The 19,365-nt window shown below is 60.2% G+C and carries 19 protein-coding genes, 1 tRNA gene, 1 other RNA gene, 1 pseudogene and 3 riboswitches; of the genes and pseudogenes, 11 read left to right on the top strand and 11 right to left on the bottom strand.

The features are described from left to right. Position 1 precedes the first annotated feature (1 nt). Both PPRO_RS01540 and PPRO_RS01535 read right to left on the bottom strand, forming a co-directional pair. Positions 2–781 carry a thiamine pyrophosphate-dependent enzyme gene (locus tag PPRO_RS01540; RefSeq protein ID WP_011734267.1) on the bottom strand — a complete coding sequence of 260 codons (780 nt, stop codon included), beginning with the start codon at positions 779–781 and terminating at the stop codon, positions 2–4. Positions 782–1,023: 242 nt separating this feature from the next. Beyond that, positions 1,024–2,382, bottom strand: a complete 1,359-nt coding sequence (locus PPRO_RS01535; protein ID WP_011734266.1) for a pentapeptide repeat-containing protein — start codon at positions 2,380–2,382, stop codon at positions 1,024–1,026. 134 nt (positions 2,383–2,516) lie between these two features. After that, positions 2,517–2,591: riboswitch (cyclic di-GMP riboswitch) on the top strand. Positions 2,592–3,027: 436 nt separating this feature from the next. Here PPRO_RS01535 and PPRO_RS01525 point away from each other — a divergent pair. The 3 genes from PPRO_RS01525 (at position 3,028) to PPRO_RS01515 (ending at position 5,108) form a co-directional block, all read left to right on the top strand. Next, the gene (locus PPRO_RS01525) at positions 3,028–3,990 is read left to right on the top strand and encodes an HD-GYP domain-containing protein (protein WP_011734264.1); all 963 of its coding nucleotides are present in this window, start codon (positions 3,028–3,030) and stop codon (positions 3,988–3,990) included. 222 nt (positions 3,991–4,212) lie between these two features. After that, positions 4,213–4,662, top strand: coding sequence for an Hsp20/alpha crystallin family protein (locus PPRO_RS01520; RefSeq protein ID WP_011734263.1), 450 nt, complete (start codon positions 4,213–4,215; stop codon positions 4,660–4,662). Between the two features lie 47 nt (positions 4,663–4,709). Then, the gene (locus tag PPRO_RS01515; RefSeq protein WP_011734262.1) at positions 4,710–5,108 is read left to right on the top strand and encodes an Hsp20/alpha crystallin family protein; all 399 of its coding nucleotides are present in this window, start codon (positions 4,710–4,712) and stop codon (positions 5,106–5,108) included. Between the two features lie 93 nt (positions 5,109–5,201). Here the strand turns inward: PPRO_RS01515 and PPRO_RS01510 are convergent, their stop codons facing one another. Beyond that, on the bottom strand, positions 5,202–5,660 hold the full coding sequence (locus PPRO_RS01510) for a secondary thiamine-phosphate synthase enzyme YjbQ (protein ID WP_011734261.1): 459 nt from the start codon (positions 5,658–5,660) through the stop codon (positions 5,202–5,204). A 12-nt stretch (positions 5,661–5,672) separates the two neighbouring features. Continuing rightward, positions 5,673–6,377 carry a 3,4-dihydroxy-2-butanone-4-phosphate synthase gene (ribB, locus tag PPRO_RS01505; protein ID WP_011734260.1) on the bottom strand — a complete coding sequence of 235 codons (705 nt, stop codon included), beginning with the start codon at positions 6,375–6,377 and terminating at the stop codon, positions 5,673–5,675. A gap of 116 nt (positions 6,378–6,493) precedes the next feature. Continuing rightward, a riboswitch (FMN riboswitch) is annotated at positions 6,494–6,643 on the bottom strand. Positions 6,644–6,891: 248 nt separating this feature from the next. Here ribB and PPRO_RS01500 point away from each other — a divergent pair. Next, positions 6,892–7,191, top strand: coding sequence for a putative quinol monooxygenase (locus PPRO_RS01500; protein WP_011734259.1), 300 nt, complete (start codon positions 6,892–6,894; stop codon positions 7,189–7,191). A 133-nt stretch (positions 7,192–7,324) separates the two neighbouring features. Here PPRO_RS01500 and PPRO_RS01495 read toward each other — a convergent pair whose 3' ends face one another. The 6 genes and pseudogenes from PPRO_RS01495 to PPRO_RS01475 form a co-directional block, all read right to left on the bottom strand. Continuing rightward, positions 7,325–8,611 carry an ABC-F family ATP-binding cassette domain-containing protein gene (locus PPRO_RS01495; protein WP_408633723.1) on the bottom strand — a complete coding sequence of 429 codons (1,287 nt, stop codon included), beginning with the start codon at positions 8,609–8,611 and terminating at the stop codon, positions 7,325–7,327. 102 nt (positions 8,612–8,713) lie between these two features. Beyond that, positions 8,714–9,241 (bottom strand): annotated as a pseudogene (locus tag PPRO_RS21775) (ATP-binding cassette domain-containing protein); the annotation flags it as partial. Positions 9,242–9,844: 603 nt separating this feature from the next. Next, complete coding sequence (locus tag PPRO_RS01490; protein ID WP_011734257.1) at positions 9,845–11,032, bottom strand: type I restriction endonuclease; 1,188 nt, start codon at positions 11,030–11,032, stop codon at positions 9,845–9,847. Between the two features lie 318 nt (positions 11,033–11,350). Continuing rightward, positions 11,351–11,427: riboswitch (cyclic di-GMP riboswitch) on the bottom strand. 159 nt (positions 11,428–11,586) lie between these two features. Then, complete coding sequence (locus PPRO_RS01485; protein WP_011734256.1) at positions 11,587–12,108, bottom strand: O-acetyl-ADP-ribose deacetylase; 522 nt, start codon at positions 12,106–12,108, stop codon at positions 11,587–11,589. 260 nt (positions 12,109–12,368) lie between these two features. Further along, positions 12,369–13,124: an ATP-binding protein gene (locus PPRO_RS01480; protein WP_011734255.1), complete on the bottom strand. Its 756-nt coding sequence runs from the start codon at positions 13,122–13,124 to the stop codon at positions 12,369–12,371. Positions 13,125–13,189: 65 nt separating this feature from the next. After that, the gene (locus tag PPRO_RS01475; protein WP_041532080.1) at positions 13,190–13,534 is read right to left on the bottom strand and encodes a nitrous oxide-stimulated promoter family protein; all 345 of its coding nucleotides are present in this window, start codon (positions 13,532–13,534) and stop codon (positions 13,190–13,192) included. Between the two features lie 141 nt (positions 13,535–13,675). On the opposite strand from PPRO_RS01475, the gene mobB reads away from it, so the two are divergent. The 3 genes from mobB (at position 13,676) to PPRO_RS01460 (ending at position 15,781) form a co-directional block, all read left to right on the top strand. Further along, entirely contained in the window at positions 13,676–14,188 is a 513-nt protein-coding gene (gene mobB / locus PPRO_RS01470; RefSeq protein WP_011734253.1) for a molybdopterin-guanine dinucleotide biosynthesis protein B, read from the top strand. A 167-nt stretch (positions 14,189–14,355) separates the two neighbouring features. Continuing rightward, a complete protein-coding gene (gene moaA, locus PPRO_RS01465; protein ID WP_011734252.1) occupies positions 14,356–15,336 on the top strand; it encodes a GTP 3',8-cyclase MoaA in 981 nt (326 codons plus the stop codon). A 1-nt stretch (position 15,337) separates the two neighbouring features. Beyond that, positions 15,338–15,781, top strand: coding sequence for an MOSC domain-containing protein (locus PPRO_RS01460; protein ID WP_011734251.1), 444 nt, complete (start codon positions 15,338–15,340; stop codon positions 15,779–15,781). Positions 15,782–15,847: 66 nt separating this feature from the next. Here the strand turns inward: PPRO_RS01460 and PPRO_RS01455 are convergent, their stop codons facing one another. Continuing rightward, on the bottom strand, positions 15,848–16,573 hold the full coding sequence (locus PPRO_RS01455) for a phosphorylase family protein (protein ID WP_011734250.1): 726 nt from the start codon (positions 16,571–16,573) through the stop codon (positions 15,848–15,850). 129 nt (positions 16,574–16,702) lie between these two features. Here PPRO_RS01455 and PPRO_RS01450 point away from each other — a divergent pair. The 4 genes from PPRO_RS01450 (at position 16,703) to PPRO_RS01440 (ending at position 19,296) form a co-directional block, all read left to right on the top strand. Further along, positions 16,703–16,793: transfer RNA gene (locus PPRO_RS01450), tRNA-Ser, on the top strand. A gap of 36 nt (positions 16,794–16,829) precedes the next feature. Next, positions 16,830–16,928: signal recognition particle sRNA small type (gene ffs / locus PPRO_RS19860), an RNA gene on the top strand. Positions 16,929–17,055: 127 nt separating this feature from the next. Beyond that, positions 17,056–18,765 (top strand): DNA polymerase III subunit gamma/tau, encoded by a 1,710-nt coding sequence (dnaX, locus tag PPRO_RS01445; protein WP_011734249.1) that lies wholly within the window; start codon positions 17,056–17,058, stop codon positions 18,763–18,765. Between the two features lie 216 nt (positions 18,766–18,981). Then, positions 18,982–19,296, top strand: coding sequence for a YbaB/EbfC family nucleoid-associated protein (locus PPRO_RS01440; protein ID WP_011734248.1), 315 nt, complete (start codon positions 18,982–18,984; stop codon positions 19,294–19,296). The last annotated feature ends 69 nt before the right edge of the window (positions 19,297–19,365 follow it).

Here is a 19,365-nt window from a genome sequence, read left to right as displayed (position 1 = left end):
CTCAGGGTGGATGTCCAAAACCTACCCGCCCCTGCTGCCGCAGGTACTCTTCAACCGCAAGGCGCCGGCGGGGTATGAGGGTGTGGGTGACCTTCCCGCCGATATACTCCTTCAGGGGCCAGACACCGCTCCTTATTGCCAGTTTACCGATCTTCACGGTTTCGGCGGGATCGAAGTCCCAGCCGGTGGGGCAGGGAGCCAGGGCGATGACAAGCTTGGGCCCGCAAATCTCCATCGCACCTGCGATCTTGCGGGCGAGGTCCAGCGGTTCCGCCCCGGCGACCGTGGCCACATAGGCCGGCCGATGGGCGACCCAGAGACGGAAGAGATCCTTCTTGCGGCCTTGATGACCAGCCGCTCCCCTGCTGGTTGCGGTCCTGGCGCCATGGGGAGTGGCGGCTAAGGCCTGCTGGCCGGTATTGCCGTACCCTTCGTTGTCGTAGCAGATGTGGAGAAATTCCAGGTTACGATCGATGGCGGCGGATATGGCCGAAAGCCCGATGCCAGAGGAGGATCCGTCACCGGCCAGCACAACCGTGGCCAGATCCTCCTCTGGGGTAAGGCGTCCCCTGGCCAGGAGGATGTCCAGCGCATCGCGGACCCCCTGGGCGCCGGCCGGAGCCGAGGCCATGGCCGTGTAGATCCAGGAGCCGCGGAAGGGGGTGAAGGGGTAGACGCTGAGCAGGGTCATGCAGCCGGCCGCATTGCTGAACACGCTCCTCTCGCCGATGATGTCGCAGATCTGCCTGACCACCTCCAGACCGCTGCAGCCGGCGCACATGGGGGTGCCGCCCCCCAACCGAAGGATTCCGGCTCTCCCCTCTTGCCAAAAGGGACTTGATTGCGGCACCGCGGGCAGGAGCTTGCCGCGAATCGGATTGGTGTCTGAATTTTGACATTCTGGTGAAGATTTGCAGGGCGCGTGGAGGAGAGGCCAGGGGGCTTCTCCTGGTCACTTATGGTGAACTGGTGGCGAAAAGCCGAAGCGTGAAACGCCGAGAGAGTATCTGAAAGACAACGCATTCAGCCGCACTCAACGAAGCGCGCCCCATCTTGTCCGGCTTGGTCGAAATGGGCCGAGCCGCCATTGGTGCAGTGCCTGAACTCGGCCCCCTCCAGGACGGAGCCGCGGAAATCGGCGCCTCCCAGGTTGCAACCCGCAAAACAGGCATCGGCCAGGCGTGATCCGCTGAAATCCACCCCTCCCAGGTTGCAGTTTCTGAAGATGACTCCATCGGCATCCATTCCCTTGGCCCGGGCACCGTTCAGTTCGCACTGTTCGAAGAGCGCCTTGGTCAGGCGGGCCTCTTCCAGATCCCCGTGCTGCAGCTTCACATGGCGGAATGACGCCTCCGGCGCCACCAGCTTGCGGCCATGCACCCTTCCCAGCCAGGCGTTTTCCAGGCGGGCATCATGCAGCTGGGCGCCCTGCAGGGAGGCATCCTCCAGCTGCGTCCGGACGAAGCTGGCGCGCTTCAGACTGGCGCCGTCGAAATTCGTCTCCTGCAGCAAAGCCCGGTCAAAGCGGGCATCGTCAGCGTGCACCTTGATCATCTCCGCCGCCCCAAAGGCATCACTGAAGTCGGCGCCGTTCAGGGATGCCCTGGTGAATAGCGCGCCACGGATGGAGACCTCCCGCAGGCTGGCTCCGCGCAGATTGGCGCGCTTGAAAATCGTCCCCTCCAGGCGGCAGTCATTGAACCCCACCCCCTGCAGCGCGGCACCCTGGAAACGGGCCCCGGACAGGTCGACCCCCTCCAGGACAAGGTGGGAAATCTGCTCCGCCGGCATCTGCAGCAGGATATGCTGGAGCACGACCTTGGTCCTCTCCAGCAGCCTGGCCGTATCGTACAGCGGGACGCCGTCAGCTGGCTCGTCGTCGCGGTCCGCCTCGAAGGAGCGGGCAACCCGGTTGAGACGGACCACCTCGTCAACAGCACGGCTGCCGAACGAGACCAGAGCCAGCTGCACCCCCTGAACGCTCTCCTCGCTGAACTGCCCCAGAGAGCAGACCAGAAGCCGCAGGGTCTCCTCCGGATACAGGCCGAGGGCCAGGGCCGTCCAGGCACGCTCTTCCGGCGTCTTGGACTTGCTGAATTCGCAGATCAGGTTGGCGGCCCGCTCGGCCCGCCGCCCCTGCTCCTCCTGTTCGCGCCGCTCCAGCTCGGCGCGACGGGCCTGCTCGGCCTGCTCGGACGCCAACCGCTTCTGATCCAGACGGGCAGATTCCAGCCGCTCCTCCTGAAGTCGCTGGTCGCGCCGGTCGTCGAGCCACCTTACCAGCGCCCACAGGCCAGCGGCCGCGCCGGAGAGCACCGAGAAGAAAAAACCGCCTGCATCCACAAGCGCCTTGATCGTTTCGGGGGAAAAACCGCTTTGCATCGGGCACCTCGCCTACCTGCGCTTCCGTCCCTGCCAGAAGCGCCGGCTGATCTCGTATTCCACATTCACCATTGACATATACCACCAATCTACGCATACTAAATGCCCAACTAGCGAAAATTGAATACGAACTATCACCGAAAAGGCAAAATCCGGGGGACCGGATGACGCAAAGCCACCTACCCAGAACGGGAAGAGGGGTTGTCGAAGCGGTACAGGGGGTGGTGCATCCGTGCATCCCCCATTCATGCCTGCCTTTTCAAAAGAAAATGCGGGCTTTTTGTTTTTTGGGGCTTCCTTTGTCACGCATCCGGCTGTTCGTGCGCCATGGGGGCTCAGGTCAGCAGCCATCATAGACCGAATACCGAATACCGGGGAGGATCGCCATGAAGTCCCTAGGCATGCCCATACAGGTGCTCCGCAGGGAGCTGAGGGCTTCCCATAAGGATCGCACCATATTGGCCAAACTGAACTCCGTCATCACCAGGGGGATCAATCGCACAGATGGCGAGGAGCGGGAACTCCTGCTTGAATTCTGGAATGAAGTCACGAATGCCCTCGGTTCCGTGGCTGGTTGCCAGGGACCACATCCATCCGTGACGGCCCATGGGCCGAAACACGTACCATCGGAACCAAGGAGAATCCATGAGTAAAGACCGTTACTGGCGGGCGATCAGCATCGACAGCATCTCTCCGGACCACTTTCCCAGCGTGGCGCTGTACCTCAAGAGCAGCGGCAATTACGTCCTCTACAAGGCGCCGGAGAGGATGTTCACCGTGGAGGACCAGCGCCGACTGGAGAGGAATTTCACCGAATTTCTCTATGTCAGGAGCGGCGACATGGAACTGCTCAACGAATTCATGGAGAGCAACCTGACGGAAATGCTCGCCCGGGAGGAGCTGAGCAGCATGGCCAAGGGGAGGCTGCTCTACCAGACGGCGGTGAACTGCGTCATCGACATGTTCGAATCCCCAGAGGAGTCGGCCAACCTGCAGAGATGCTGCAACATCGTCCAGCACATGCTGCAGTACGCGGCCAGTGACCCCCACCCCCTGGCCTCGCTGCATACCATCACGAACCACAACTTCTACATCTTCAGCCACACCGTACAGGTTACGGCGCTCTGCCTGCTGGTTCACGAGCGCATCTACGACCTGGCCCCGGACGAACTGCTGGACATGGGGCTCGGCTCGCTGGTTCACGATTACGGCATGACCTTCATCACCAACGAGGTGCTGGACAAGAACGACGCCCTCACCGACATCGAATACTACAAGGTCAAGCAGCATACCCAGAAGGGGTACGAGTACCTGAAGCACAGCGGGAAATACGGTGAGGTCGCGCTCAACATCGTTCGCTACCACCACGAAAGATACGACGGCAACGGCTATCCCACCGGAATCAAGGGCGACGAGATCCCCCGCAGCGGACAGGTATCGGCTCTCTGCGACGTGTACTGCGCCCTGATCATGGACCGGGCCTATCGCAAGGCGATTTCACACGCCGAAGCGATCAGGCTGATGGGTGAACAGACCCAAAAGGGAGCCTTCAACCCGCAACTTTTCAAGCAGTTCGCGGAAATCGTCAACGAGCAGAAGCTGGCCTAACCGCGTGCCGTCGGTACGGCAGCAGCCATCTTCCTCCCCTCCGATGAATGACTCCCATCCCCCCTGAACCGCCCGATCCCGCGGTTCAGGGGCTCAGACCAAGCGACTGGCGGTCAGATTCGGCCAGCACTCCCCGAAGAGCTCTCCTTTTCCCCCCTTGACAAGCCCACGATCATGCTTATCTCTTTTTAAAGAAACAGCTAACGAAAGGAGGTACTCCACATGGCAGGCTGGGATGTATTCAGAGAACTGGACAACCTGAGAAGGGAGATCAACGAGGCATTTCGCGGAGCGGGAGTGAGCCATCCACTGGCAACCGCGTTCCTTTCCCCGGCGGTGACGCGGCGCTTCCCGCTGGTCAATTTCAGTGAGGACGAGGGGAACGTATATGTGGATGCGCTGCTTCCCGGCGTGGACCCCGGGGAGATCGACCTCTCGGTGCTGCGCAACACCATCACCATCAGCGGAGAGCGCAAACCGTTCGAGCCCAAGGAAGGGCAGATCGTGCACCGCAGCGAACTGGGCTCGGGCACGTTTTCGCGGACCCTGGAGCTGCCGGTGGACATCGATCCCGACAGGATCAGCGCCGAGAGCAGAAACGGCATCATGCGCATCCGACTGGCAAAGGCCGAGCATGCCAAGCCCAAAAAGATCGAGATCAAGCTTTCGTGAGCAGCGACACCCAGAGAGAATTATGGATGAAAGGAGGTCAGACAACCATGGCGGTGAACGGATTGAACGAGCAGGGAAGCGACAAGAATCTCCAGACCCGTGAAGACACCAGGTCGAGCGAAAAATACATCAAGCCGGCGGTGAACATCGTCGAGACCGACGAGGGGCTGATCCTGACCGCTGATGTACCGGGGGCAGCCAAGGAGAGCCTGGCTGTCAGCGTAGAGAAGGGGATCCTGACCATCAACGCCCAGGTCAGCCACGACATGCCGGGGCAGCCGGTGTACACCGAATTCCAACTGGCCAGCTACTACCGCCAGTTTTCCATCCCGGAAACCCTTGATCAGCAGAGGGCCAGGGCGGATTTAGCCAACGGCATCCTGACCCTGCAGATCCCCAAGGCCGAGGCGGCCAAACCGCGCAAGATCGAGGTCAAGGTCGGCTGAGCCGAAACAGGACAGACAAAGAACACGCGGAGATTCGGGGGACACCCAGACAGGGGTCCCCCGAATTGTTTCCGCTGCCCTCACAACGGGCCATCAGCCCATGTCGTGGTAGGGAAAGGTATCCATCGTATAGGCCGGGGAGCCGACCGACTGCTCGCCGCTGAAGGCCAGATAGACCGTGCGCCGGCGGGGGCCGTCGAATTCGCAGAAGTAGAGCGCCTGCCAGGTCCCCAGCCAGAGTTTTCCGTCGCGGACGATCACCTGCAGCGACGAGCCAAAGAAACTGGCCTTGATGTGGGCGTCCGAGTTCCCCTCAGCGTGGCGGAACTCCCGGCTTCGGGGGATCAGCCGTTCGCAGAACCACTCCATGTCGCGGGTCACGTCCGGGTCGGCGTTTTCGTTGATGGTAATCCCGGCGGTGGTGTGGGGGGAGAAGACGGTCAGCATCCCGTTGCGCCAGTTTTTGACGCCAACCAGCTCCCCGACCCGAGCGGTGATATCGACGAATTGGCTGCGCCGCTCCGTCCTGACATCCAATTCCTCTGTCTGCATCTGGCCTCCCCTCTACGCGGAACAGAGCGCACCAGCGCTTTCGGCTTCAGCTTGCAGCAAGGCGGCCGGCTGTTCCCGAACAATGCGGTATTGCACCAACTCCTCCACCGTGATCAGCGGGAAACCATGCTTCCTTGAAAAGGCAACAATTTCGGGCATACGCGCCATGCTGCCGTCCGGATTGGTCAACTCGCACAGCACCCCGCACGGCTTCAGGCCCGCAAGGCGCATCAGGTCGACGGTCGCCTCGGTGTGCCCCCGGCGCTCCAGCACCCCGCCGGGGCGGGCACGCAAGGGGAAGACATGGCCGGGACGGCTGAGGCACAAGGGGCCGGCATCGTCGGCAATGGCTGCCCGGATGGTGGTCAGGCGGTCGGCGGCGGACACGCCAGTGGTCACCCCTTCCGCCGCCTCGATGGAGACGGTGAAGGCGGTCTGGTAGCGGCTGCTGTTGTCACTGACCATCAGGGGAAGGTCCAGGCGACGCACCGCCTCGTCGGTCAGACAGAGACAGACGATGCCACTGCACTCGCGGATCAGCATGGCGACCTGCTCCCTGGTCAGGCTCTGGGCGGCGAAGATCAGGTCGCCCTCGTTTTCGCGCTGTTCGTCGTCGGTGACCAGCACGCCTTGGCCCGCGCGCAGCGCATCCAGCGCAGCCTCCACGCGTTGCAGTGAGAGATCGGATTGATGGTGGGGGAAATACGACTGATTCATGGTTCTACCTCCGGGAATATGGTGGCTTACCAGAATCAGGGCTACGGAACGGGCAGCTGTCGGCGCGCGGCCGAACAGCCCCGGCCACGGGAATACCGATGGCGGGTGGGTGGCTGCCGTATCCTCTTTCATCCGGACTGTAACCGTCGGCTCTGGCATCGCACCAGATCTGCTGACCCCCTTCATGCTGGAAGGGGCGCTCGCGGGCTCCCCGGAAAGACCGGGATACCGCCGGTGGGGAATTTCACCCCGCCCTGAGAATAAGCGTGCTAACCATAGGAAATGCATCCAGCCGTGTCAACAGCTTTCTCGGCCCGCGTATTCCCGCCTTCCCGGGAAACTTCGGATTTTCAGCGACTCCAGCAGACTTTCGTTTTGAATTTGCGTAGTGCCGTGATACAGTTTTGCCGTCGGAACGGCCCGCTTAAGCCGCCTTTTCGGCATCCGATGCTGTGTCGCACCTCTTGTCCAACGTGATCACAGGGCTTTTCGCCCAACAACATAAGGAGGGAATATGGCAAGCAAACAGGTAACGGTTCTGGCTCGATTCAAGGCAAAGCCGGGGATGGAAGAGAAGGCAAAACAGGCGATTCTGGCATGCGTGGCACCGACCCGCGCCGAGGCGGGCTGCATCAACTACGACCTGCACCAGGATCCGAACGACAAGGCTGTCTTTATCCTGTACGAAAACTGGGCCAGCAAGGAGATCCTGGACCAGCATCTGGAAACCCCACACCTGGTCGGCCTGAAGGCTCAGTCCGATGAGCTCTTCGCCGAGCCGCTGGACATCACCCTGCTGGAGATGATCAGCTGATGTAACGCGGCAACATAATTCCGGAATTCAGACGTCCCCCACAATGAGAATCCCCCCGTCAGCCGCAAAGCGCGGAATGGCGGGGGGATTGTTCGTTGCGGGAACGCAGGGCAGATGATATCGGGACAGCAGCCTACCCCGACAGCTCCTCCCAGGCCTGGTAGAGCTGCTCCAGTTCCCCGTTCAGGGCGGCGTGGCGCTCGCCGGCCTCCTTGCCCCGTTCAGGATCGTCGAAGAAGCCGGGGCCGGCCATTTCCTCTTCCAGACGGGCGATGTCTGATTCGACACGGCTGATCTGCTTTTCGACCTCGCCCAGCTGTTTCTGCCGTTTCTCTCCCTCGCGCTTGAGCCGTTTCTGCTCCTCGCGGTCTTTCAGCCGCTCCGCCTTCTCGAAAACCGGCAGGGGCTCCGGTTCCACCGAGGCTGTTCCTGTTTCGCCGCCGTTGTTCCGTGAAGGGGGCGCCGGAGTAGCAGAGCGCTCCGTTCCTTCCTTCTTTTCCAGATAGTACTCGTAATCGCCGAAGTAATCGATCAGCCGGCCCCCCTCCACCTCCACGACGCGGGTGGCAAGGCCATTGACGAAGTAGCGGTCGTGAGAGACGAAGACTACCGTTCCGTCAAAGGAGCGCAGGGCGTCCAGCAGCACCTCCTTGCTGAACAGGTCCAGGTGGTTGGTCGGTTCGTCCATCAGCAGCAGGTTGGAAGGGCGCAGCAGCATCTTGGCCAGGGCCAGGCGGTTGCGCTCCCCGCCGGACAGCACTCCCACCTTCTTGTTGATGTCGTCGCCGGAAAAGAGGAAGGCACCCAGGATATCCCGCAGCCGGGGAACCATCTCGTAGGGGGCGTCACTGTAGATCTCCTCATAAACGCTGCGGGTGGAATCCAGCACGCTGGCCTGGTCCTGGGCAAAGTAGTCCATGGCCAGGTTATGGCCGGCGATGCACTGCCCCCCCTGATACTCCGCGCCGGCTAAAACGGACATGAGCGTGGATTTGCCCGCGCCGTTATGCCCCACCAGGGCGACCCGCTCCCCCTTTTCGATCACCAGATCGACGCGGTCCAGCACGGTGTGGTTGCCAAAGGCCTTGGTCAGCTTCTTCAGTTCCATGACGACCCTGCCGCTCTTGGGCGCATCGGGGAAGTGGAAGCGGATCCGTTTGCGCTCCGGCGGGATGACGATGCGCTCGATCTTTTCCAGTTGCTTGATGCGCGACTGCACCAGCGAGGCCTTGTTGGCCTGGTAGCGGAAGCGGCGGATAAAATCCTCGATCTTCTCCACCTCCTCGTCCTGGATGCGCTTGGCCTCCCGCAGGGCCGAAATGCGCTCATCGCGCTGGACCAGATAGCGCGAATAGCTGCAGTGGTAGTCGCTGATGGCGTGGTTCCAGACCTCGGCCACCCGGCTGCAAACCTGGTCCATGAAGAAGCGGTCGTGGGACACCAGGACCACCGAGCCGGGATAGGAGCAGAGGTATGATTCCAGCCAGTTGCGTGCCTCGAGGTCCAGATGGTTGGTCGGTTCGTCCAGCAGCAGCACGTCCGGCCGCTGCAGCAGCAGCCGCGCCAGGGCGATGCGCATCTGCCAGCCGCCGGAGAACTCGCCGCAGTCCCGCTGCCAGTCGTCCGGCGAGAAGCCCAGGCCCTTGAGCACCGTGCCGATCTCGGCCTCCATGGTGTAGCCACCCCGGTGGCGGAACTGCTCCTGCAACTCTCCGTAGCGCTGAAGCAGCTGCTCATGCTCGCTGGAGGAGGCGGGCAGCTGTTCCAGCTCCTGCCCCAGCCGGTTCAGCTCCTGTTCCATGGCCAGAAGCTCCCCGAAGGCGGAGCGCGCCTCCTGGAACAGCGAGGTTCCGGAGGTGACGATGCCATCCTGGGGCAGGTAGGAGGCCCGGGCGCCGCGGGCGAACTGGATCTCGCCGGATGTGGGTTCGATCAAGCCGGCGATGATCTTCATCAGGGTGGATTTGCCGGCGCCGTTCTCGCCCACCAGGGCCACGCGCTCACCCTTCTTCAGGTGCCAGGATATGTCGGTAAACAGGGGATTGCCTGCAAAGTCTTTGGAGAGTTGTTTGAGATGGAGCATGGGGCTTTTGTAGCACGGATGGGGGGTCAGCAGCAAGGGGGACAACTGATCAGGCTGTCCGGATGTGCGCCCGATCGATCGGTTAATTCCGCATATACCTTTCTTCTTCCGGGCATGACGTTGGACTGCCGAATTTAGGTTCATTGCAACTGCAGAAGATCGCTCTTGTGGTAGAGGCTTATGTGAAACTGCTGTTGGTAGGAGGGTAGAGGCCCGCTGGTTCTCGTGTATAACCCCAGCTCTCGCGCTTCAGATTCCGACATTGATTCCACCCTATACTACAAGGTATCCTATTGGTTTTTAGCAGAATATATAAAATAACCGCAAGGTTCCTTATAGCATTTAGGCCAGCATTAATGCCACACAAGAAATGGAGCAGCGCACGAGAGGAGGGCATTAAAAAACGAGGTACACTTCCCCCCTAGGCGAGAGCGCACGCGACACCGGGTCATCGGCTGCCGTTCCAGACCAAGGCGTTTGCCTAAAAACCCTACCCAGCACAATGCAAGTTCAAGCCTTCAGCGCCTGACCCCGCACCACACGCTCCGTTCATTTGCGGTCCTTTTGTTTCTATTCACTCGCTTCGTCTGCAGTATTTGACCCGTTTTTCTTTCTGAAATTTTCGTCATCTTTGCAGTATTCAAGTGCGTCAAAAAACATATTCGACAGTTTCATCAAGTGTTCCGGTTTGGTAAGGGAGATGCCGTTGTTAGACCTTACCTCAAGCCCCGCTCGTTTGGCCTGACCGGTGCGCTCCTGAGTCATGGGGATGTTGAACATGGCGAAGGGTGTACCCCTGTTGCCGTAGTAACGCAGCAGCCAGCGGTTATTCTTACCCTGATAACAGACTGAGAAATAGGTTTCAGTATCTTTGCCAATAATTTCATCTGGGTCAGCCTGGCCTTCAAGTATCGCCTGAACAATCTCCAGCACCCTGCGCTCCGCTTCGGTGGTGACTATTTTGGGGTTGTTCGGGTCAATGATGTCTCCGTTTGGGCTATCACATTGCGGAGAATCGAGTGGCGGTGATGGGATCTGGCGGGCGATGGGTACGTTGAGGCCTCCTACAACGACTTTGCTGATAGCCTCAGCCAGGGATTTTTTAACGATCGGGGTATAGGTCTCGATCTGCTTGGGGGTCAACCTTCCGCATGCATCTGATCTGCATGCTATAAACCGCACGAAATCGGCGTCTGGATCGCGCAAGCAGCCCTCGATAGTTGTGGTGAAACTGTCCTGTAGTGTCTGCTCTTCGGCAAAAGTGCGCATGCCGTCGGGGTTGAACCTCCCGTAGCGGAACCGTTCGAGTTTTTCGATATCGCTATCAGCGATGTTTTCGAAATCAACCGTCAGGAACGGCGTGGTATCCATGATATTGCTGTGCTTCTGGTCGCTAAAGAAACGCCATTCCCTGCCATTGGTGATGGCGGCAACGAAAACATCGGGGGTCGCGTTGAAGTATCTGGCCAGTTGTCCTGTGTGGTTGGTGAGTCTATCAGGGCAGGATTTAGCCTCAATGTACATGACGGGGTTGTCATCCACGAAAAGGGCGTAATCGACCCGTTCGTTGGCTTTGATGGTCGGGAGGTTGGCGCCATATTCAGCTTTGACTTTTGTGGGGTCGTAAGGGCTAAAGCCAAGGACATCAAGGAGGGGTAAGATTAAAGCCTGTTTCGTTGTTTCTTCTGTCGAACAATGCGGTCCGGCGTTTTTGACGTGTTCAGAGTGGCGAGTGATTCTATCTTTGAAGTCTGGCATAGGACAACCTCCATTGGATTGCATTTCATTAGGTCACAGCTTCATGTACCGCTCTTTTACTTTTCCACGCCTTCTTCGGAGATGATGGTAACAATGCAGGTAATTACGCGCCGGTTTACGGTGGTGGTTAAACGATAGGCGTAGAGCAGCTCCAGTTCGTCCCGTGTCGGGAAAAACGTGGGACACTTCCCAGATTTTTTGTGTTCACTAAACAGGGAACTATCCCCTATTAACCCTCCCACCTATGCATAAAAGAGCCACGCCTCCCGTGCATCAAAGGAAACGTGGCCTGTTCTCGTAAAAACCATATCCACTCACTTCGATAACCCCTCTATCCCCGCTCAGGGATGGTAGCTTTGCGACACAGGGTTGCCCCTGCTGTGCCCTTTCGGTGACTGATCAAAAGTCTAAAGTTAAACTCATTCGAAGAATTTTAATGACAGACAATTCCAGCGATGTCAAACGTTCTAATGTTTACAGGTGAGTACGAAAAAGAGGGACGGAGTGAAGACGGGGGAGGGTGCGCCCTCCCCCACGGATGGGTAACGGCGGGACTACGCGGGCTGGATCCCCAAACTGGCGGCAACATCCCGGTAGACCTTCTCCGCCTGGCTGCTGAAGGGGACGAAGATGATCCGCTGCAGACCTCCCTTTTCCGCCTCCTCCCTGGCCACGGTGAGGGCGATCATGGCGGCGTCGGCCATGGGATAGCCGTAGATGCCGGCGCTGATGGCCGGGAAGGCGATGCTGGCCAGGTTGTGCTGGCGGGCCACCCGGAAGCAGGTGCGGTAGGCGCTCTCCAGGAGTTTCGGCTCTCCCTTCCCTCCGCCGTGCCAGACCGGGCCGACCGTGTGGATGACATGCCGGGCCGGGAGCAGGTACCCCTTGGTGATCTTGGCCTCACCGGTGGGACAGCCCCCCAGAGTGGCGCACTCCTGCACCAGATCCGGACCGGCTGCACGGTGGATGGCGCCGTCAACCCCTCCCCCCCCCAGCAGGGTGCTGTTAGCCGCATTGACGATGGCATCCACCGCCAGGGTGGTGATATCGGTCTGAATGATCTCGATGGTTGTCATAGGAACTCCCCCTCGCGTTGATTGGCACTGGCAAGCATCACCTGTGATAGCAGGTTTCGCCGCGCTTGCAACCACCAGCGGCTGCTATTCGTGGGGATCAGGCAAGGGTTTTCCCTGCAGAATCGCCCATAATACATGGAACACGGACCGACTCTGAAAAGGCCGGAAAAAACGGATACGAACCGGACGGGGAATCAAACCCGACGTTATCCAGTTGTATCCGCTTTTCCCGCGTTCCATAGCCCGGGACTATTTCCAGTCTATTCCTTCACCTCACCCTGCAGGGTGATGACGACCTCGCGATAGGGGATCTGCTTGCCCGAGGCGGCCAGTGCCTGACGGGTGGCCAAGGCGATGCCGCCGCAGCAGGGGACCTCCATCTTCAGCACGGTGATACTCCTGATGTCCGATTTGATGAACAGTTCGGTCAGCTTCTGCTGATAGAAGCCATTGTCATCCAGCTTGGGGCAGCCCATGACAACCGCCTTCCCCTTCAGAAAATCCTCGTGATACCCGGCATAGGCCACCGGAACGCAGTCAGCGGTAATTAGCAGGTCAGCGCCCTGGAAATAGGGGGCGCTGGTGGACACCAGGCTGAGCTGTACCGGCCATTGCCCCAACTGGCTCTGGCGACTCCCCTTAGGCTGATCCGTCGACTCCCCCGTGGGACGACTGAAACTCATGGCCCGTGAACCGGGGCAGCCACCGCCATGGTGATGATGACCGGGGGACGCTTGCGATGCCTGAGCCTTCTGATGGGGCGCAATGTCTCTTCCCTGGGCCTTCAGGTGCCGCTCCACGGCCGCTTCATCGAACTCGTCGGCCTCGCGCTCCTCGACGGTGATGGCGCCCAAGGGGCAATCACCCAGGCAGGCTCCCAGGCCATCGCACAGGTTATCGGCGGCCAGAACCGCCTTGCCGTTTACAATACGTATCGCCCCCTCGGCGCAGGATGGTACGCACTGTCCGCAGCCGTTGCATTTTTCCTGATCGATCTTGACGATTTTTCTGAGCATGATTTGATTCTCCTTGTGGTGTCTGTCCGTTGATGTCCGTCAAACAGGTCGCGCGGTTCGTGGCTTCAGAAGAGATAGTGCCAGAGATAGGCCAGTCTGCCGGACATGATCATCCTCTTCCCCGCCCAGGCCATGACCTGGCGGATTTTTTGCCGTTCCCGGTCACCGTAGCAATGGATCCGGCAGCGCTTACAGCTCGGCTTTTCCCCCTCCAGGGGACATGACAGGCGTTTCGAAACGGCGTATGACAACAGCTGGCCGCACTCGCCGCAGAGCGGCACCGTCCCCAGATCTGCGGGAAGCCTGACGTCGACCCGGCTGGTCTCGCCGTGATGCCCCGCGCAGTAGAGCCGTACAAACCCTGTCAGCAGCCTGATATCCTTCTTCTGTCGCTTCGTCATCGTTTCCATGGTTGTGATCATGCCAGCCCGGAACGCAATCAGACATGACCCAGGTCAATATTATCAGCTTTTCCTTTGCATCCCGCCTGCCTTTGCATTACAGTACCCCATCGGCTAAATCGTCGTTCTAAGGGGAGGGGAAGCACCGTCATGTCCGCCAGAGTTGTCGCCTTTGTGGCAAAATCCAACACCGGCAAAACAACCCTGCTGGAAAAAGTGATCCAGGAACTGGAGAAACGCGGTTACCGTATCGGCGCCATCAAGCATGACGCCCACAGCTTCGATATCGATCACCCGGGCAAGGATTCGCACCGCCTGGCTGCCGCCGGCGCCGCCACCATGCTGATAACCTCCCCGGAAAAGCTGGCCCTGATCAAGAAACATGCCCGGACGCCCCCCTTGGAAGAGCTGGTCGAAACATACTTCAGCGACGTGGACATCGTGCTCACCGAGGGGTTCAAGAGGAGTTCCCTCCCCAAGATTGAGGTGCACCGCAGGGAGCGGAGCCCGACCCTGCTCTGCCGGGGAGAGGAACACGACCCCACCCTGCTGGCGGTCGCCAGTGACGAGCCGCTGGACCTGGATGTGCCGGTACTGGATATCAACAACCCGGTCCAGGTTGCCGATTTCGTGGTGGAGAGGATCATCCGCGCAGACCAGTGACATCTTTGGTCCATTCTTTTTGTAGAGTCGCATAGCGCCGGAGCCCAAAACACCGGCAGTGACATAAACCGCGCATTTTCGAAGATCAATGGCTGCATTCACCGTTGTCCATCGGTTCCTGTAGGTTTCCGTGACAATAAATCCAACTGATTGCGTGATGGGTAGACATGAACCTGACCGATTCTCTAGGTAGAAAAATCAACTATCTGCGTCTGTCCATAACCGACCGCTGCAACATGCGCTGCTTCTACTGCATGCCCAGCGTGGGTGTGGTGGACAAGGGGCACAAGTCGGTGCTCAGCTACGAGGAGCTACTCCTGATAGCCGAGACTGCGGTGAAGTTGGGCATCGAGAAGATCCGTATCACCGGCGGCGAGCCGCTGGTGCGCATCGGCGTGGTCGGCTTTCTGGAGCGCCTGGCCGCCATCCCCGGTCTGCAGCATCTGGCGGTGACAACCAACGGACTGCTGCTGGAAGAGATGGCCAGCGACCTGTACCGGGCCGGCGTGCAGCGCCTGAACGTCAGCTTGGACTCCCTCAACCCTGAGACCTTCGGGAAGATCACCCGCGGCGGCGACCTGAAGAAGGTTCTGGCCGGCCTGGATGCCGCGGAACGGGCGGGATTCCCTCCGCCCAAGATCAACGTGGTGACCATGCGCGGGGTGAACGACGGCGAGATCCTGGATTTTGCCGCCCTGACCCTGACGCGGGGCAACCCGGTGCGCTTCATCGAATACATGCCGGCCATCAAGGAGAACGGCTGGCAGCGCTACTGCATCTCCGGCAGCGAAATCCTGGAGCGGATCTCCACCAGGTACCCTCTGGAGGAGGTGGACCGGGGCATATTCTCCGGGCCATCGCGGGACTACCGCATTCCGGGTGCCCAGGGCCACATCGGCATCATCACCGCCGTGTCCGGCCACTTCTGCAGCGAGTGCAACCGCATCCGGGTAACCTCAACCGGAAAGGCCAAGGGATGCCTGTTCGCCGACGAAGCGACCGACCTGATCCCCTGGCTGCGGCCGCCGGACCGGGAGGGGCTGGAGAAAGTACTGAAGGAGGTGGTCATGAGCAAGCCGGAACGCCACGGCATCACCCAGGACGGCTACCACCACAAGAATTTCAATATGTCACAGATAGGAGGCTGACATGGCACAGGTCGTGGCCACCTGTATCAGCGAAAAGAAGGGTGAACGCAAGACGCCGCTGGAGGCGGTGACCCTGCGAGAAAATCACGGCATCGTCGGCGACGCCCACGCAGGAGACTGGCACCGCCAGGTGAGCCTGCTGGCCGCGGAAAGCATCGACAAGATGCGCAAGCTGGGGCTGGCCGTGAACTCGGGCGATTTCGCCGAGAACATCACCACCAGCGGCATCGAACTGGTATCGCTGCCCATCGGCACACGCCTGCAGGTGGGGGAGACACAGCTTGAGGTCACCCAGATCGGCAAGGAGTGCCACACCCGCTGCGCCATCTACCACCAGGCCGGCGACTGCGTCATGCCTAAGGAGGGTGTCTTCGCCAGGGTCATCAGCGGCGGGACGGTCCGCCCGGGGGATGAGGTGCGAGTGATCGAGTCGGCATCCGCCTGAAGTTGGCCGTTCTTTTTGCCCCCAACCGTGAAACGGTGCCGCCAGAAGGTGACACCGTTTTCCGCTTCAGATCGCTGCCAGCAGGCGCTCCGTGCCCCGCGCGAGTCCACCAGCCGCCACGCGACTGGTTCGGGCCAGGCGGACCAACTGCGGGATGATACGCGGCCGACGCAGAATGGTAGCCAGCACCTTGGTGGGCCGGATGCGCATGCTGTCATCGCAGAACTCGTCGATGGTGAAGTCCATCTCCTCATCCCAGGGATCGCTGATGGCGCGCATGGCCAGGAACGGGATGCCATGGCTGGCCGCGACGCGGGCCACGGCTGCGCTCTCCATCTCCACCACCGGATTAGTCGCCTGGGGAGGGAGACGCAGCGCCAGGTCACGCTTGTTGAGGATCTGATCGCAGGAAACGAATGTTGCCAGCCGCAGCGAGAGACTGTCGGCAACGGCATTCAGGCCGTAGAATCCCACCGCCACCTCCTCCAACTCGGACCCGCTCCAGTGCAGCACCTGCCGGGCCATGACCAGCTCCCCCACCCCGAGCCCTTCCAGAACGGCGCCCCCGAAACCGGCGGATATCATCAGGTCGGCCCCTTCGGCGGCAAGGGCCGCGGCAGCCCAGCCGGCATTGAGCATCCCCATCCCCGACTCAACCAGGATCAGCTCGTGTCCGCACATGGAGAAGCCGTACCTCTTTCTGCTTTCCAGCAGCGTCTTTTTCAGCCCCCCGGCCCGCTTCATCACCGCCGCGCTCTCTTCCGGCATGGCGGTTACAATGACTATCTTCATGCTGCTCTCACCCTCCTTGTGTTGCGCGCTGCCGGGCAGAGTACACCGATTTGCATCATTGATCCAAGATCAAATCAACAAAAGCTGGACAAACGGTTTCGCATGAATTATATTTCGCTTTCCCAATGCGGAGAGATGTCCGAGCGGTTGAAGGAGCACGCCTGGAAAGCGTGTGTACGTTAATAGCGTACCGAGGGTTCGAATCCCTCTCTCTCCGCCATTTTTATTGGTTGCTCCACCTGCAGGCGGAGATGATAGCCGGGCCTCGCGCAACGGCAAGCCGTGAACCCCGCCAGGTCCGGAAGGAAGCAACGGCAGCGGCCCCCGCCGTGTGCCGCGGGCAAGCCCGGCTATCATCTGCGTCTGCACGTCGTGCAGCCACCCCATCCCAGTCCTAACGCCACGTGCCACCGGCATGAATTCACCCCATACTTTCACGCACGGGATGTCGGGGCGACAGAAGACCTGTGAGGTTCGATCTCTTGTCCAACGGCACGCACTATGAAGTCCTGGCCAGGAAATACCGTCCCCAGACCCTTTCGGAACTGACCGGCCAGGAACACGTCAGCCGCACCCTTCAGAACGCAATCGATTCCGGCCGCGTGGCCCACGCCTTCCTGTTCAGCGGAGCCCGCGGTGTCGGCAAGACCAGCACGGCCCGCATCCTGGCCAAGGCCCTCAACTGCGAACGGGGCGTCTCCACCGAACCCTGCAACACCTGCCCCTTGTGCATCGAAATCACCAAGGGCACATCCACCGACGTCTTCGAGATAGACGGCGCGTCCAATACCGGCGTGGACGACATCCGCGAACTGCGCGACAACGCCAAGTATCTCCCTTCCCACAGCCGCTACAAGATCTTCATCATCGATGAAGTCCACATGCTCTCCACCAACGCCTTCAACGCCCTGCTGAAGACGCTTGAGGAACCTCCCGAGCACGTCAAGTTCATCTTTGCCACCACCGAACCGCACAAACTCCCCATCACCATCCTGTCCCGCTGCCAGCGCTTCGACTTCAAGCGCATCCCGCTGGCCAAGATCATCGGCCGCCTGCGCCAGATCGCCGACGCCGAGGGGATCAGCATCAACGATTCGGCCTTGGCCCTGATCGCCCGCAAGGGGGACGGCAGCATGCGCGACTCCCTGACCGCCTTCGACCAGGTGCTGGCCTGCTGCGGCAGCAACGTAAGCGACGAAGATACGGCCACCCTGATCGGCGCCGTTGACCGCAGGCTGCTGGCGAACATCTCCGCAGCCATCTTCGCAGCCGACACCCAGGCAGTGCTGGCAGGCATCAGACAGGTGGACGAGGTGGGATACAACCTGCGCCAGTTCTGCCAGGAGCTGATCGAGCAGCTCCGCAACCTGATGGTGGTAAGCTCGGTCCGGAAACCGGAAGAGATCCTGGACCTGTCAGCGCCGGAACTGGACGATCTGCGTCGCCAGGCAAACGGATTCTCCAGCCAGGATATCCAGCGCCGGCTGACGCTCCTGATCAGAGCCGACGGCGAGATGGCCCACGCCAGCTTCCCCAGGCTGGTTCTGGAGATCGCCCTGCTGAAGGCGGCCACCCTGGAGCCGGTGATACCGATCCAGGAATTATTGGAAAAACTACAGGCGCTTGAGAGTGGCACCACGTGGACAACACCCTCTCCCCGGGACAGCGTCCGCATGCCGCCGGTCGGGGAGCAGCGCCAACAACAACCAACCGAGAGACCACAGCAGCAACCTGCGGCCGCTTCCGTACCTCCCGAACCTTCCGCCCCCCCAGCGCCGGAAAAACTGAGAGACACTGCCCTTCCCTCCTGGGAGCGCTTCGTCAGCTTCGCCAGCGAAAAGGACCCGGCCCTCGGCTCGGTGCTGGAACACGGCAGCCCCATCCGACAGGAGGCTGGTCTGATGGAGATCGGCTTCCCGGCCGGCAGCTACTATCTGGCAAACATCCAGGATACCGACTCCATCGCCCAACTCAGGGCGCTGGCCCGGGAATTCACCGGCCAGGAGACCAATATCCGCATACAGTCCATCGCCCGCGAGACAGCCGGTGCCCCCCCCTCGCTGGCGGAAAAAAAAAAGAGCGATCGTGAACAGCGCCAGCAGGAGCTGAAACAGGAGGTCAACGAGCACCCGCTGGTACGGGAGGCCCTACGCATCTTCGGCGGAACCATCACCGAGATCCGCGAGGCCTGAGACGGCTCAGGCACCCGCACCCAAACAGAATCAGTAAAGCAGATTCACCTTGCAAAAAGCAAACAGCGTTAAAGTGGTATGACCAATGTCGCGACAAACGACAACAAAAAAACCAGAGCAAGACAGCCAAGCCGACCGACAAGGCAATGGTGACCTGCTTCACCACTGCCTTGTAGCGACGATACAACCACTGTATACACCACCAGGAGGAACGAGATGTCAAAAGGTCTAGCCAATATCATGAAACAGGCGCAGATGATCCAGAACAAGATGGCCAAACTGCAGGAAGAGGCGGCCCAGAAAACAGCCGAATCCACCGCCGGCGGCGGCGCAGTGACGGTCACCGTCAACGGAAAGAACGAAATAATTTCACTCTCGATAAAAAAAGAAGCGGTGGATCCCGAGGACGTGGAGATGCTCCAAGACCTGGTCATTGCCGCCGTCAATGACGCCCTCAAGAAGGTCCAGGCCGAATTGAGCGAGGAAATGTCTAAAATTACTGGCGGAATGAACATACCCGGTCTTTTCTGACCCCCCCTTCAACAACGATACGCATACCCTGCGCCCCCATTATTCATGAATTCACCTCAAGCTTTTTTT

This window comes from Pelobacter propionicus DSM 2379 (genome assembly GCF_000015045.1).
GTDB lineage: Bacteria > Desulfobacterota > Desulfuromonadia > Geobacterales > Pseudopelobacteraceae > Pseudopelobacter > Pseudopelobacter propionicus.
This window is presented reverse-complemented; position numbering and strand designations above follow the sequence as displayed.

Excerpts from the sequence above, each read along its gene's own strand:
- PPRO_RS01460 (WP_011734251.1), top strand. The coding sequence starts at position 15,338 with ATGGCACAGGTCGTGGCCACCTGTATCAGCGAAAAGAAGGGTGAACGC.
- PPRO_RS01515 (WP_011734262.1), top strand. The coding sequence starts at position 4,710 with ATGGCGGTGAACGGATTGAACGAGCAGGGAAGCGACAAGAATCTCCAG.
- mobB (WP_011734253.1), top strand. The coding sequence starts at position 13,676 with ATGTCCGCCAGAGTTGTCGCCTTTGTGGCAAAATCCAACACCGGCAAA.
- PPRO_RS01520 (WP_011734263.1), top strand. The coding sequence starts at position 4,213 with ATGGCAGGCTGGGATGTATTCAGAGAACTGGACAACCTGAGAAGGGAG.
- PPRO_RS01495 (WP_408633723.1), bottom strand. The coding sequence starts at position 8,611 with ATGGACCAGGTTTGCAGCCGGGTGGCCGAGGTCTGGAACCACGCCATC.
- PPRO_RS01490 (WP_011734257.1), bottom strand. The coding sequence starts at position 11,032 with ATGCCAGACTTCAAAGATAGAATCACTCGCCACTCTGAACACGTCAAA.
- ribB (WP_011734260.1), bottom strand. The coding sequence starts at position 6,377 with ATGAATCAGTCGTATTTCCCCCACCATCAATCCGATCTCTCACTGCAA.
- PPRO_RS01455 (WP_011734250.1), bottom strand. The coding sequence starts at position 16,573 with ATGAAGATAGTCATTGTAACCGCCATGCCGGAAGAGAGCGCGGCGGTG.
- PPRO_RS01535 (WP_011734266.1), bottom strand. The coding sequence starts at position 2,382 with ATGCAAAGCGGTTTTTCCCCCGAAACGATCAAGGCGCTTGTGGATGCA.
- PPRO_RS01485 (WP_011734256.1), bottom strand. The coding sequence starts at position 12,108 with ATGACAACCATCGAGATCATTCAGACCGATATCACCACCCTGGCGGTG.
- moaA (WP_011734252.1), top strand. The coding sequence starts at position 14,356 with ATGAACCTGACCGATTCTCTAGGTAGAAAAATCAACTATCTGCGTCTG.
- PPRO_RS01525 (WP_011734264.1), top strand. The coding sequence starts at position 3,028 with ATGAGTAAAGACCGTTACTGGCGGGCGATCAGCATCGACAGCATCTCT.
- PPRO_RS01440 (WP_011734248.1), top strand. The coding sequence starts at position 18,982 with ATGTCAAAAGGTCTAGCCAATATCATGAAACAGGCGCAGATGATCCAG.
- PPRO_RS01510 (WP_011734261.1), bottom strand. The coding sequence starts at position 5,660 with ATGCAGACAGAGGAATTGGATGTCAGGACGGAGCGGCGCAGCCAATTC.
- PPRO_RS01475 (WP_041532080.1), bottom strand. The coding sequence starts at position 13,534 with ATGGAAACGATGACGAAGCGACAGAAGAAGGATATCAGGCTGCTGACA.
- PPRO_RS01480 (WP_011734255.1), bottom strand. The coding sequence starts at position 13,124 with ATGCTCAGAAAAATCGTCAAGATCGATCAGGAAAAATGCAACGGCTGC.
- PPRO_RS01540 (WP_011734267.1), bottom strand. The coding sequence starts at position 781 with ATGTGCGCCGGCTGCAGCGGTCTGGAGGTGGTCAGGCAGATCTGCGAC.
- PPRO_RS01500 (WP_011734259.1), top strand. The coding sequence starts at position 6,892 with ATGGCAAGCAAACAGGTAACGGTTCTGGCTCGATTCAAGGCAAAGCCG.